Here is a 13,078-nt window from a genome sequence, read left to right on the forward strand (position 1 = left end):
GCTGCTGGTCAATATATACAGTAGCTATGCGTATCCAGATTACTCCTCTTATTATTCCCGCTACGCCTCCCGCCCCCCAAAGCCTGGCAGACTACGTGCAAGTAGTAGGGCTATGTATTATAGTGCCTATGCTGGTGCCCGCCGCCTTGGTGCTTATGCCTATTTTGCTGTTGATGATGGGCTGGGAATGGCTGATAGCACGACTACGAGCTATTACTGGTTGGCCAACAGAGAGCCCGCCGCCACCTCCCAGCCTCGTCAGCCTGCTACGCAGCCCGAAGGTTGAGCTGAGCTACTTGCCGGGCTGGTCAGTTGAAATTACGCCATCCGTGGCGCGAGGAATCTTGCTGCAACTGCTGGAGGCTACACACAACCCGGATGGTCCGGCGGGCACTTCCTGGCTGGTATACCTCGATTTGAAAACGCTGCAGTGGCAGCGCCTGCAGGAAACGTCAGGATATTTATTGGAAAATATTCCCGACGAACCCGACGTGCTGCGCGGCTGGCTGGAAGATGGGAGTGAGGTGCGCCTGCACATAGCAGAAACTCAACAAACCGTAGAAAACACGGCGCCCGAAGAGCGGTAGCTCATGCCAACCTCCACAGGAACCCTACCCCACGCCCCATCGTACCCAGTTGCAGTCATCCACTGTAACTATCCGATTCGATGAACCCTACGCAACTCAGCCACGAACTTCGCAACGGCCAGAGCCCCGACCTCACCCGCCGCCGCTGGATTATTGGCCTATCCATTTTAGGAGTAGCTGCTGGCCAGATAGTCAGCCTCTACCAAACCGGTATTATCAAGCACCTGCCCGACCCACCCGCCGGCCCTTTCGATTCCGACAAAGTAGACGCCTCCGACTACGGCTACAAGCGCCTCGACACGCCCGACGCGCTACCTATGATGGTGACGTATGGCCTCACCGCCTGCCTAGCCGGGGCCGGGGGAATCCGCCGGGCCACCACGCAGCCCGCGCTGCCCGTGGCTATGGCCGCCAAAACCTTGTTCGATACTGCCAATACGCTGTTTCTGAGCCGCGAAGAGTGGCAGGAAAACAAGGCGCTGTGCTTCTACTGCCAAATGGCAACGGTAGCCTCCGTTGTCTCGCTGGTGCTGGCTCTTCCTGAAGCGTCAAAAGGCCTAAAGAAACTACTGAGCCGCAATTAAGGGTTTTTCCTGACTGGCGCGCCGCATACGGCAGGGGGCTTTAGGTTGTCTGTTCAGGGTGCACCTGCCACCACAGACCCAGCAGGATGCCGCCCAGCAGCCCACCGATATGGCCGGCATTGTCGGTGGTGGGCGAGAAGAAGCCGAGTAGCAGCCCCGGCAACCCAAAGACTACCGGCAAAATGAGCAGCATGCCACGGGCAGCGGGCGTGGCGCGGCGGATTAGGCCCAGCATCAGGCCCAGCAGCCCGAAGATGGCGCCGGATGCTCCCACACTGATGGTATCCGGAGCCCACAGTATACTGGCCAACACGCCGGCAATTCCCGTCAGCACGTAGGTCAGCACCAGCCGCCCGGTGCCTAGCATGGGTTCCAGCATATACCCGATGACCGCCAGGCTAATCATATTATAGATGATGTGCAGCAGACCACCGTGCAGAAACATGGGAGTTAGCAGCCGCCAATAGTCGCCAGCCAGCACCAGCGGCCGGTAACTGCCGCCCCAGGCCAGCAAATCCGGGGTTCGGAAGCTCAGGCCGCCCAGTAGGCTGACCATCAGCAGATACACCGCCACGTTAAGAAGCACCAGCACCGGGGTAGCTCGCACACCCGGATTCTCGCGCAGAAACAGTTGCCCTTGCTGCCACAGAGAGGGTCGCCCAATTCCTTGTTGCCATTGCTCAACATCGGTAGAGGAAAGATGAGGAAAGACCAGCATCAGCAGGAAAACGCCCCAGCCGATTCCCAACGTGCAGGCCAGATGCCGCCGCGCTGCCGCCGCCCGGTCCGCGAAGGGCGTGTGCTCAGGCTGCAGCACCACAGCCGGAGCCGGTGTAGCGGTGCGCAGCAAGCTGGCCTGCACTGCCTGTTGAAATTCACGTCTATCCTCACGGCCACTTACGCGCGTCAGGTACCGGAAACGGGTCAGGTCCTGTGCGTTGAAGGTATCCTGGCTGCGCTGCAAAAACGCCTGAAACTCCGCTTCCTTTTGCGCCTCTTCTAGGCGGTTGCTTACCTGATGCTCGAAGTGAAGGCCCAGCCAGCCGGCCACCGCCGTGGTGTCGGTGGGAGTAGGGAGCAAAGGGCAGGCCAGGTACAGGTCGAAATCCAGATGCTCGTCGTGCTTACCGGAAACGGAAATGGCCGGATAAGCGCCCGCAAACTGCCGACTGGGGTGGCATTCCTGTAAGGTGAAGTAGCGAGTAGCAGTGGGGTGCTGGCGCAGCTCCTGGATGCTGGTGAGGCGGATAAGGCGGCTGGTGCGCTCCTGTAAGTAGTCCAGCAGAAACAGGCTCGTGAAGCCTGCCACCGCCATTGGTGCCATGTAGTAGAGCATCACCCATCGGTCATCGGAGCCGCGCCGCAGCAGCTGCAGCCGCTTATATAGCAGCGGCCACATTCCCAGCGCACTCAATCCGAAAATGCCAGCAAACAGTTGGCTGGAACTGGGGTCGAACAGGGCCAGCCGCACCGTCAGCAGCCAATAGCCACTGCCTATCAGCAGTGCCAGCAAGACGCCCAACGCCACTACCGGAAAATAAAGAAGCCGAAGCTTATAGCCAAAATTAGCCAGCATAACCCACCCGATACAATATGTAGCCGCGAAAGTAGCTAACTGTCTGCAACAGCCAAGGAAAAGAAGGCGGCTGGTGGCTCAACTGGCTAGTACTTGCCAGATACCGAACTGGCTTATCCCAGCAGCTTCTCGGGGCGGATGGGCAGGTGCCGAATCCGTTTGCCGCAGGCGTGAAATACGGCATTGGCCAGCGCGGCGGCGGTGGGGCCTTGGGCGGCCTCACCGGCTCCCAGGGGTGGCTCGGTGGGGCGGTCCAGTACGGCCACTTCCACCAGCGGCACCTCATCAAAACGGAAGATGGGGTACTGCTCCCATTGTCGCGTCGTGATGCCCTGGGCATTGAAAAGCACTTCTTCGTTGAGGGTCCAGCTGGCAGCTTGGGTGAGGCCACCCTCGGTCTGGTTTTTCAGGCCGTCGGGGTTGATGACCTCGCCGGCATCAATGGCGGCCCAGATGCGCGGTACCCGCACAAAGCCGCTGGCCGGGTCTACGCTCACTTTGGCCACCACCGCGCAGTAGGCGGCCGTGTTTTTGTAGCGCGCAAATGCCAGGCCCAGTCCCTCGTTTTCGGCTAGCTTCTGGTCTTTCACCAGTTCCCGCACCTTTCTGATAACGGCTTTGGCGCGCTCATCGGTGAGGTGGCGCAAGCGGAACTCATAGGGGTCCTGCCGGGACTGCACCGCCAGTTCTTCCATAAAGGATTCGAGGGCGAAAATATTGCCGAAAGCCCCCAGCCCCCGCAACGCTGATACTCGCAACGGCCCCTGCACGGCGTGTGCCTGCACCCGCAACGCCGGAATCTGGTAGTAGGGCTCCGAGTTGCGGTAGATGCCGCCGCTGAAGTCGTCCTCTACTTTAGGCCGCTGCGGCTGCGCTAGATACTGGGCTGCCAGCAGCTTTTCGGGTGAGCCAGCGGGCCGGGTACTATGCGTATCCGACCACAACTCGTGCTGCCAGTGCGTGATGCGGCCAGTTTTTGGATTGACGCGGGCCTGCAGATCGAAGAACATGGCACTGCCGTAGGGTTCCCAGGCGTGCTCATCGTCGCGGCTCCACTGCAGGCGTACGTGGCGGCCGGGCACGGCGCGGGCCAGTAGGGCGGCATCGGCGGCCACGTCGTCGGCGCCGTTGTGGCCGTAGCAGCCGGAACCGGGCACGCCCTTCACGTGCACGTTGTCAGAGCTCAGGCCCAGGAGTTTCGCCAGCGACTCGCGCAACGGATACACGCCCTGGCTGTGCGTCCAGACGTGCAGCATTTGGGCAGAGGGCTCAAACAAGGCCACCGCGCAGCTCGGGCCGATGGAGCCGTGCATCAGGTAGGGCTTGAAATAGCTGGACTGGTGCGTAAGGAGGCTGCCCGTTGCCGGCGCTTTCGTGAAATCACCTTTGCTGGCTACCTCCTTAGTTGTGCCGGGCAGACCGCGCAACAGCTCCGGCAGCGGTGTATCGGCCGGCAGAACCCGCCCCACCGACCACTGCGCGTGCAGCCGGCCGTAGTCCTGGGCACGCAACGCCTGGTATTCCTGTTCGGCCAGAATGCCCACGAAGCTGCCGTCTATTACCGTTTTCAGCACGCCGGGAATGGCCTGCTGCAATGCTTTTGTATCGAATTGCAGCAAGGTGGCTTCGTAGGTGGGCGGGCGCAGCACGCGGGCGTGCACCATGCCGGGAAAACGCAAGTCCTGCACGTAGTAAGCATCGGCCCGCACCATGTGCTCGATGTCTTGGCGGGGCACCGAGCGGCCCACATGCTGATAGTCGCGCTTGGGCTTGAGCGGAGCCGGCTGGCGCACTTCGTCGGTGAGCTGGCGGCCCTCCAGGAGCTGAGCGACGGAAACCTGACGGCCGTCGGTGGCCTTTATTATCCCTTGCTCAAGGCGCAGCTGTCCCGGTTTCATCCGGAGCACCGGGGCCGCCAGCGCCAGCAGTTTCTGACGAGCGGCGGCGGCGGCGTAGCGCACTGCCATGGCGCTCTGCTCGATGGAGGCACTGCCCGCAGTGTAACGCTCATCGGGCGTGCGGCCGGTTTCGGCTAGCACCACCTCCACGTCCTCTACGGCCATATTCAGCTCCTCCGCTGCCACCTGGGCCACCGCCGTCCGGATACCCTGCCCGATTTCAATCTTGCCCGTCAGTACCCGTGCCCGGCCGTTGGGCAGCAGCTCCAGCCACGCATTGATGCGCGGATTGTCCTGGAGGCTGCCGGGCAGGTCCTGCTTTGCCGGCGCATCCGCCCACAACTCAGAGGAGCTTAGCAGCACAAACCCGATAGTCAGGCAGCCGGTAGTTTTTATGAAATTACGGCGGGAGGAGTGAGGCGCAGGCATAAGACGAATAGAGCAGCAGGATAGTAGAACAGGAGGCCGAACTACCCCGATGATGCCGCGCGCTGCACCGCCCGGATGGCACGGGTGTGTACGCTGCAGCGGCACAGCACCCGAAACAGACCGTTGCGAATAGCTTCTTCGCTGGGCTGCGGATACTGCTTCAGCAATGACACGGCCGAAATAACCATACCATTCAGGCAAAAGCCGCACTGGGCCGCCTGCTCCTGCACGAAAGCTGCCTGCACCGGGTGCAGCGTGCCATCGGGGCGGGTAAGGCCTTCGAGGGTGGTAATGGACACACCGCCGGTGGTTTGGCGCACGGGCAACTGGCAGCTGGGCCAGGCAATGTCGTTGAGCAATACCATGCAGGCTCCGCATTGCTGCAGGCCGCAGCCGAACTTAGGGCCGTTCAGCCCCAGGTTGTTACGTAGCACGTAGAGCAACGGAGTTTCGGGGTCTACGCGCAGCGTGTGCTGCTGGCCATTAACGAGCAGGGTAAGGTCAGCTTCCATACTCAACCATACTGCTACACCAAGGAAAAAGATACGTGCGGCTCTACTAAACGGCTAAGCATACCGCAGCTGCTGTTGAGGCTCTAATGACCAATAACTGCTTCTGTTTTGGTGGGTTGTGTAGCGGGTAGCCCCAAATCGTGGCGGCCGAGGGAGCGGAGCGCCAGCAGCAGGCTGCCCACCGTGAGTACGGCCGCCGCCAGGAAGGCGGCTCCCGGAAAGTGGACTGGCGCGGTGGGACCAGTGAAATAGGAGAAAAGGTTGGTCATCAGGGGTGGGCCGATGATGGAAGTAAGGCTCACGAGGCTGGTGAGGGCACCTTGCAGCTCGCCCTGCTCCGTAGGCGGTACCTGCCCCGACATGATGCCCTGCAATGCCGGTCCTGCAATTCCGCCCAGGCAATAGGGGACCAGAAAAGCAAACATCATCCACCCTTTTGAGGCAAACGCAAACAACAGAAAGCCCAGCGCATACAACCCGATACCAATATATACCGAGCGTTTTGGCCCCAGCCGGGGAGCGGTGTAGCGGATCAGCAGGCCCTGTACGAGGGCTGTGAGGCCGCCTACCACGCCCAAAGAATAGCCCACCCAAGCCTCATTCCAGTGAAACCTATACATCGTGAAATACGACCAAGTGCTCTGCGTGGCATGGGCTGCAATGTATATCAGCACCAACGACCCCACTAGCCCCAGGATAACCGGGTATTTGCGCAATTGCCGAAGCGAGCCAACAGGGTTGGCCCGGCGCCAGTCGAAGGGCCGGCGGTGCTCTTTGTCCAGCGACTCGGGCAGCACGAAGAAGCCGTAGAGCCAGTTGAGCAGCGTGAGGCCCGCGGCCACCAGAAACGGTACGCGCGGCCCGAAATGCCCCAGCAACCCCCCAATCACCGGCCCGATAATGAAGCCCAACCCAAACGCGGCTCCAATCATCCCGAAGTTCTGGGCCCGGTTTTCGGGCGTGCTGATGTCGGCTATGTAGGCCGAGGCTGTTGTAAAGCTGGCGCCAGTGATACCCGCAATAATCCGCCCTACGAACAGCCACGCCACAGTAGGCGCAAATGCCAGAAACAGGTAGTCGAGGCCGAAGCCGAACAGGGCCACCAACAGCACCGGCCGTCGCCCGTATTGGTCGGACAGGTTGCCGAGGATGGGCGAAAACAGGAACTGCATACCCGCAAATGCAAACCCCATCCAGCCGCCGTAGCGGGCGGCAGCACTTAGTGGCTCGCCAGTGAGTTCCGTAATCAGCTTGGGCAACACCGGAATGATGATGCCAAATCCTATGACATCAAGCAAAAGCGTGATGAATATGAACGCCAACGCGGGTTTTCGGGCAGCAGACATAAGCGTAAGTCAGAAGTGAGCCGCACGAAAATACGGAGGTTTGTGGTGGCTAAAAATACAGTATGCTAAAAAAATTAGCTGTAAATAAATTTTAACTAAACAGGTTGTCCGAAAGAGGGGCTAAAAAACTAGTACTTCCTCTGTTCCAAAGTAGTACAGTACGCACTCCACTTGGCTGTAGCCTAGTTGCCGGAATAGTTGCGCATACTGTTGCAGTGGCATCCGGTGGGCCGGGCTAGGTGGCGGCACCTTGAAATCGAGCAGCGTGACGCGCACAGCAGCCCGGCCAGTGGCACCAGTCACGGCCTCAAATACCACCCGGTCGGGTTTGTAGTCGCGCCGCTTTACGCCGCCCACCAATATCTCCCGCTCCGTTTCCACCGATACCTGCTCACTGAAATAGCGCGCCAGTTGTGGATGATCTACCACCAGTTGCAGGCGTTGCTCCAGGGCCGGCCGCTCCCGGTTGCTGATAAAGCCTTCGGCCGCCAGCTGCCGCGCCACGCGTTCCACATCCTGCGCCAGCACCAGCCGCCGCAGGCCATAATGCAGCTTGCGGTTCCATTCGCCCAGCTTTTCCTGCACGTCAAAGTCGAACACCGTGTTGGCGTGTCGGCGCAGGCGCAGGCGCTCCTCCCAAGGCGCGGTTTCGAGGTTGGTGAGCGGGAAGTTGTTCGTAGTTGACAGCTCGTTCTTCAAGCCGTTTTCGGCAGTCGTACCCTGCGAAATGACGAACGATACCCGCTCGTCGTCCCATACGTCCTGGTGCTGCAAATACTGATGCAACAAAGCTGCAACGCTCCGAGCTGGCCCTTCCGGCGCGCCGTCTTCGGCGGCTTTTTTGCTGGTTTCGGGCCGCTTGCTGAGAATGTAGAGCCGATGCCGGGGACGTGTGAAAGCTACATAGAGCATATTCAGCCCTTCCAGAAACGTTTTTTCTCGCTCCTCCACATACTGCCCGGCCAGCACCGTACGCCCCAGGTTTTTGGTGAGGGGCACCACGGCTACGGCCGGCATTTCGGGCACGGGCTTGTCTTCCTCCGCCAGCCGGCCCCAGAGCAGCGTGCCACGGTAAGGCTCCAGGCTCCAGTCGGCAAACGGCACAATCACCACCCCGTAGGCCAGGCCCTTGGCCTTATGCACTGTGGTGATGGTAATGGCGTCGCGGCCGGCAGGGGCATTGATGCTCAGGCCAGCTTTGCGCTGCTCCCAGTAGGTGAGGAAGTTGTTAAGGTTGTTGCCGTAGCGCAGGCTGTAGTCCAGCGTCAGGTCCAGGAAGCGGAACAGGTACTCACTCTCGCCGTTGCGGCCCAGCAGCCCAAACAAGCCAATCAGGCGTTCGGTCAGCTCATATAAGCCCAAGTTGCCGGTTTCGTGCTCCTGCAAATCGTAGCCCAGCGCCCGAAATTCGTTGAAGAAGTCGGCAACGTGCTCAGCATTGGCCACGGTGGCAATGTGGCGGGCACGGGGCGGCGTAGGGGCGAGGCGGCGCACTACCTTGTCGAGCAGCAGCAGCGCCTCAGCCCGGGCCAAGGTGTCTACCGGCTGGTTCAGCACCCTGAAAATGGCCACCAGCAAGTTCACCACCTCCGCAAACTCCAGCGACAGTGAATCGGCCGAAATGATGTCGTAGCCGCGCTCCTTTAGGAACTTCGCCACCAAGCGGCTGCCCCGCCGCGTTCGGCTCAGCACGGCCACGTCGCGGGGCCGGAATCCGTCGTGCAGGGCTTGTTGCACTAGCTCCAGCGTCAGGTAGAGCGTGCTTTCATCGTAGTCGAGCGTGGTATCGGGTAGATAACCGTCTAGCGGCTCATCGGTATAGCATCCGGCGGCGGCATCGTAGCGCCTAGCGGGGGCTTCGTTCTGCGTAAACAGGATTTCCACGTGGCCCGGCCGCTGCGGCTTGTCGGGCACCGACTGCTGAAAACCAGGCTCAAACAGATCCTGTACCAGCGCGAAATCAGGGTGCTGAGCCCGAAGCTGACTGAAAAACCGGTTGTTGAAGTCTACGATTTCCGCGGCTGAGCGGTAGTTGGTATTCAGCGCCTGTGGTTCCAGCCGCCCAGTAAGGCCCATGTACCGTTCACGCAGTAGCTCCCGCGTTTCCGGATCGGTGGCACGGGCAACTAAGGCGCTTGTGTTGCCTTGGTGCAGACGCAGAATCTGTTCCATTTCGCCCCCACGCCAGCGGTAAATAGCCTGTTTGGCATCTCCCACCGCCAGGTTAAGAAAGTCGTTGCCGAGGTTGTTTTCCACCAGCGGCAGCAGGTTATTCCATTGCAGCACTGACGTGTCCTGGAACTCGTCGATGAGCAGGTGGTTGTACCGCTCGCCTAGCCGCTCGTACAGAAACGGTACCGGTTCCTTCAGCACAATACCGGCAATACGGCGGTTGAATTCACTGATAAGCACGATGTTCCGCTCCCGGCTCACCTGCTCCACTATCTTATTCAGCTCGCTCAGCAGTGAGGCATGGAACAGGTAGGACTGCATGGCCGACACCAATAGGTAGGCGCTAAGGTGCCGCTCGCGCAAGGCCAGCAGCTCAGCAAAGGCATCGTCGAGAGCAGGGCGCACGACGGCAATGCGGCTAGCGTAGGGCTCCTTCTTGCCCGTGGCACTGGCCCAGTTGCCGGTTTCAAACACCTTCAGGGCTGTGGCCGTGGGCGTATCACTTTCTTCCAGCCAGCGTTTCCAGTTGGCGAAGTGCGTGTATACGCCCCGCTCCCCGCCAGCCAGGTGGCTGGGCTCCAGGTCGGCGTCGCGCAGGGCCGCTATGGCTTTTTCAGCGACTTCCAGCACCTCCGCCTCCATCACGTCGCGGCGCTGGCGCAGGGTTTCGTGCAGGCGGCGGAAGTCCTGCAGCGTGAGCGTCTGGAGCTGTGCTACGGCCTCGTGCACGGTTTCGTTGAACAGAAACTTGCCAAAATCCGCCAACTCGTCGGGCAGGTTGTTCCAGCTTTTGCCTTCGTCGGCGCGGCTGAGGGCGTATTCCGTGAGCGTGCGGGCCAGTAGCTTGGAATTCGGGTCGCGGTTCACCTTATCCAGCAGGGCCGCCACGGCGGTTTGCAGCACAGCATCGGTGTCCAGCTCCACCTCAAACGTGGCCGGCAGCCCCAACTCCCGCGTGAAAGCCGTAACAATGCGCTGCACAAACGAGTCGATGGTGCTCACCGCAAAGTCGGCGTAGTGGTAGAGCACCAGTCGGAAAGTAGCTTGTGCTCGGCGGCGTACTTCCTGCTGCTTCTCGGCGGTGGTTTCGGTGCGGCGCGGCAACTGGCCTTCGGCATCCAGCTCGTCGGTTACTTCGGCCAGCAGCGTATCCGTTTCGCCTTCTACCGGATAGGCAAACCGCCGCAACGCTCCGATAATGCGCTGCTTCATTTCGCCTGCCGCATCGTTGGTGAACGTAATGGCCAGCACCCGCTTAAAGTATGACGGGTCCTCGCTGCCCAGCGCCAGCTTCAGGTACTCCTTGGTAAGCTGGTACGTTTTGCCGGAGCCGGCAGAAGAAGAGTAAATGCGGAAGGTGGCAGGCATTGAAGGAGGAATAGATTGATAAAGGTCGCAGCAATAGTTCTATGTTGCATTATGGATTACAGCACTGATTTATCAATTATAACTTGGCTGGAGATTGATGAGGAGAGAATTTACAACAGCTCACAGCGGCGAGTAGCTGATGTGCTGCCAGATATATTTTCTGCCTATACTGCTTTGCTACCGGCTGTTGGGATTATCGAAGGGTTTCCGTTCGAGCAAATCAACATCTATAAATCCACCATCGCGCAGATCAATACTAATGCATCTGTCTGGAAGCAATACGGTGTTTTTAGTGCACATCAAACACCAGACTACAAACTCACGAAATTCAGTGATCTGACAGTTCGGTTTGGTGTTACATATGACGCTAATGTAATTAAGCGCTTGGAGTGGGGCACGCAGGGATTTGCTGTAAAATGGGAGCAGACAGCCAGCAACTTACTGCATCTGTTGCGTGAATTAGCTCAATGTGCCACGCTGAACCTTTATATAGTAGATTATTGCCGTTATGAAGCTGTAGAAGTGTTGCCCTCATCCGACCAAGTAGTGTATTCCGTCACTATTGAAGAGTTTATAAGCCTACTATCTGCAACTTCCTTTGATACTACCCTTTATCTATTTCCTGATGACAGAAGCTGGTGCCTGATAAATGTGGAAGATGGGGACTATCCCATTTTAGGCACTAGCCGAGAGTTAGGAGAAGCTCTCAGCTCAAAATCGTCTATAGAAATGTTTCCTTTGTCGCCAGAAAGCAATGTGTGAGTAGCCGCTTTACACCGGTCCCCACAGCCGCTCCACCATTTCCGGCGTCACGCGCACAGGGCGCTTGGTTTGCGGGTCCAGTAGCACCCACTGCGTCTCGGCTTCGCAGAGCAGCTTGCCATCCTCGGCCCGCTCTATCTGCACGAAGCGCTGGCTCTGGGCGCCGCGCACCTCGCCAATCCAAGTGGTGCAGCGCAGCTCTTCGCCCAGCAGGGCCGGATGGTGGTAGCGGATGCGGTGCTCCCGCACTACCCATATATACGTGTGGCCGTCGGCGGGCGGGTAGGCTGTGTGCCAGTGCGCGGCGGCTGTGTCCTGCACCCAGCGCACGTACTGCACGTTGTTAGCGTGGTCTAGCTCGTCGATGTCCTGGGGCTGTACCGTGAGCAGGTGAGAAAAACGAAAGGCAGGAGCAGACATGGCAGGCGGCGTAGGGAGACAAGCACGCAAAGGAACACCGAAGTGGACGCTTTTGAAAGGCAGCTCAAAAGGCAATTATCTACAACTTCTTGTGCGAGTGAGAGCGAAACTCAAAACTTCCGCTATCTTTGACACAGTTTAAGAATTGTGGCTTACACAGGCCTGTTGAGTACTTTCGATGAGAAGGGGAAAGCAGAGTTGAGTGCTGCTTCTCTTAAAGAAACATCCATCATCACAAGTACCATGCAGACAGGAACTGTAAAATTCTTCAACGAAACCAAAGGCTTCGGTTTCATCAAAGTTGACGGCACCGGCGAAGACATCTTCGTACACGTAACCGAGTGTGTTGACGAAATCCGCGACAACGACAAAGTGCAATTCGAAATTGCTCAGGGCCGTAAAGGCCTGAACGCTGTAAAAGTGAAGCTGGCGTAGTCCGTTTCCTTTTCGGATACAACGAAAAGCAGGCTCCGGTAGGGGCCTGCTTTTTTGTTGTCCTATCTCACCGGTCTGCGGCTGTTAAAAGGAGTGTAGAATACTGCCAATAGTACCTACTGAGAGTTTTTCGGTTTAGCAGCTTTCTGCTTGCGTGCCCATACCCGCTCCAGATAGGCCGGGATTACAAATGTCTGGCAACTGGTGTCGCTGTGGTCGATGGTGATGGGGCCAATATGCGCAGCGGCCCGCTCTATCCGCTGCCGAAGCGCTGCAGTACGGCTGCCAATGGCAATAAGACAGTTGTTCATGGCCTCTTTGGCGCGGTTAGGAGCCTGCTGTACCACCTGCTCTATCCGCTGGATGTAAGGCTCGAAGTAGGAGTCAGGCAGGGAACTGCTGTGAATAGCACGGTGCGCGAGCAGCGCGTAGCCGGCTCGCTGCAGCATCTCAGCGGGCGCATTCAGCCACTTATCCATTTGCGCTTGGGCAAAGGCACTGCCCGCTACCAGTGCTGCCAGAAAATCGGCGAGGGGATGGTAGCGGATGTCGGCAGCCCAGGCTTGTGCTTCTGTTTCTGTTAGTTGCTGCGGATCAGCAATCAACAGGGCCAGCGTACGCGCATCCGTATTGCCGGTGGCCCATAGCTGCCGGGCCAGCGCATGGGCAGCAGTTCTGTCTTTGCCGCGGCCCACTAATTCCTTTTTCAGTTTGCCGAGGTCAGCAAAGCTCACTCCATATACATTGTCGCCGGCTCCGTGGCGGCGGTAGGTTTTGCGGGTCTGCTCGGTGCCCAGTGCTTCGAGGCGGGAAATAGTCTCAGCGAAGGTCATGGCGGGAAGCTTAGGAAAGATAGCTGTACAATAAATGTGTACAATTTCAAGCAGAAACAATAGCTTTCTATTAGGGAATAAACGTGTTCCGAGAGGTACTGTGGGTACTTTGCTATCAAATAAATTGCCTGGAGTCGATAAGCGGGCTAAACGAAT

General features: G+C 58.7%; 11 protein-coding genes. 4 read left to right on the forward strand and 7 right to left on the reverse strand.

The features are described from left to right. Positions 1 to 26: 26 nt before the first annotated feature. Together H4317_RS08415 and H4317_RS08420 are read left to right on the forward strand one after the other, a co-directional pair. Positions 27 to 587 carry a hypothetical protein gene (locus H4317_RS08415; RefSeq protein WP_185889679.1) on the forward strand — a complete coding sequence of 187 codons (561 nt, stop codon included), beginning with the start codon at positions 27 to 29 and terminating at the stop codon, positions 585 to 587. A gap of 80 nt (positions 588 to 667) precedes the next feature. Then, positions 668 to 1,171: a vitamin K epoxide reductase family protein gene (locus H4317_RS08420; RefSeq protein ID WP_185889680.1), complete on the forward strand. Its 504-nt coding sequence runs from the start codon at positions 668 to 670 to the stop codon at positions 1,169 to 1,171. Between the two features lie 40 nt (positions 1,172 to 1,211). Here the strand turns inward: H4317_RS08420 and H4317_RS08425 are convergent, their stop codons facing one another. From H4317_RS08425 to H4317_RS08445, 5 genes are all read right to left on the reverse strand, one after another. Then, positions 1,212 to 2,747 (reverse strand): rhomboid family intramembrane serine protease, encoded by a 1,536-nt coding sequence (locus tag H4317_RS08425; RefSeq protein WP_185889681.1) that lies wholly within the window; start codon positions 2,745 to 2,747, stop codon positions 1,212 to 1,214. 113 nt (positions 2,748 to 2,860) lie between these two features. Continuing rightward, on the reverse strand, positions 2,861 to 5,074 hold the full coding sequence (locus H4317_RS08430; RefSeq protein WP_185889682.1) for a xanthine dehydrogenase family protein molybdopterin-binding subunit: 2,214 nt from the start codon (positions 5,072 to 5,074) through the stop codon (positions 2,861 to 2,863). A gap of 41 nt (positions 5,075 to 5,115) precedes the next feature. Further along, positions 5,116 to 5,586, reverse strand: a complete 471-nt coding sequence (locus tag H4317_RS08435) for a (2Fe-2S)-binding protein (protein ID WP_185889683.1) — start codon at positions 5,584 to 5,586, stop codon at positions 5,116 to 5,118. 83 nt (positions 5,587 to 5,669) lie between these two features. Then, positions 5,670 to 6,932, reverse strand: coding sequence for a TCR/Tet family MFS transporter (locus H4317_RS08440; protein ID WP_185889684.1), 1,263 nt, complete (start codon positions 6,930 to 6,932; stop codon positions 5,670 to 5,672). A gap of 120 nt (positions 6,933 to 7,052) precedes the next feature. Next, positions 7,053 to 10,472 carry a UvrD-helicase domain-containing protein gene (locus H4317_RS08445; protein WP_185889685.1) on the reverse strand — a complete coding sequence of 1,140 codons (3,420 nt, stop codon included), beginning with the start codon at positions 10,470 to 10,472 and terminating at the stop codon, positions 7,053 to 7,055. A gap of 51 nt (positions 10,473 to 10,523) precedes the next feature. On the opposite strand from H4317_RS08445, the gene H4317_RS08450 reads away from it, so the two are divergent. Beyond that, the gene (locus tag H4317_RS08450) at positions 10,524 to 11,234 is read left to right on the forward strand and encodes a hypothetical protein (RefSeq protein WP_185889686.1); all 711 of its coding nucleotides are present in this window, start codon (positions 10,524 to 10,526) and stop codon (positions 11,232 to 11,234) included. 9 nt (positions 11,235 to 11,243) lie between these two features. Here H4317_RS08450 and H4317_RS08455 read toward each other — a convergent pair whose 3' ends face one another. Then, positions 11,244 to 11,654 carry an acyl-CoA thioesterase gene (locus tag H4317_RS08455; RefSeq protein ID WP_185889687.1) on the reverse strand — a complete coding sequence of 137 codons (411 nt, stop codon included), beginning with the start codon at positions 11,652 to 11,654 and terminating at the stop codon, positions 11,244 to 11,246. 243 nt (positions 11,655 to 11,897) lie between these two features. Here H4317_RS08455 and H4317_RS08460 point away from each other — a divergent pair, with 243 nt between their 5' ends. Beyond that, positions 11,898 to 12,089, forward strand: coding sequence for a cold-shock protein (locus H4317_RS08460; protein WP_073282449.1), 192 nt, complete (start codon positions 11,898 to 11,900; stop codon positions 12,087 to 12,089). A 116-nt stretch (positions 12,090 to 12,205) separates the two neighbouring features. On the opposite strand, the gene H4317_RS08465 is transcribed toward H4317_RS08460, so the two are convergent. Next, positions 12,206 to 12,922, reverse strand: coding sequence for a DNA alkylation repair protein (locus H4317_RS08465; RefSeq protein WP_185889688.1), 717 nt, complete (start codon positions 12,920 to 12,922; stop codon positions 12,206 to 12,208). Between the last annotated feature and the right edge of the window lie 156 nt (positions 12,923 to 13,078).

This window comes from Hymenobacter sediminicola, assembly GCF_014250515.1.
GTDB classification, from domain to species: domain Bacteria; phylum Bacteroidota; class Bacteroidia; order Cytophagales; family Hymenobacteraceae; genus Hymenobacter; species Hymenobacter sediminicola.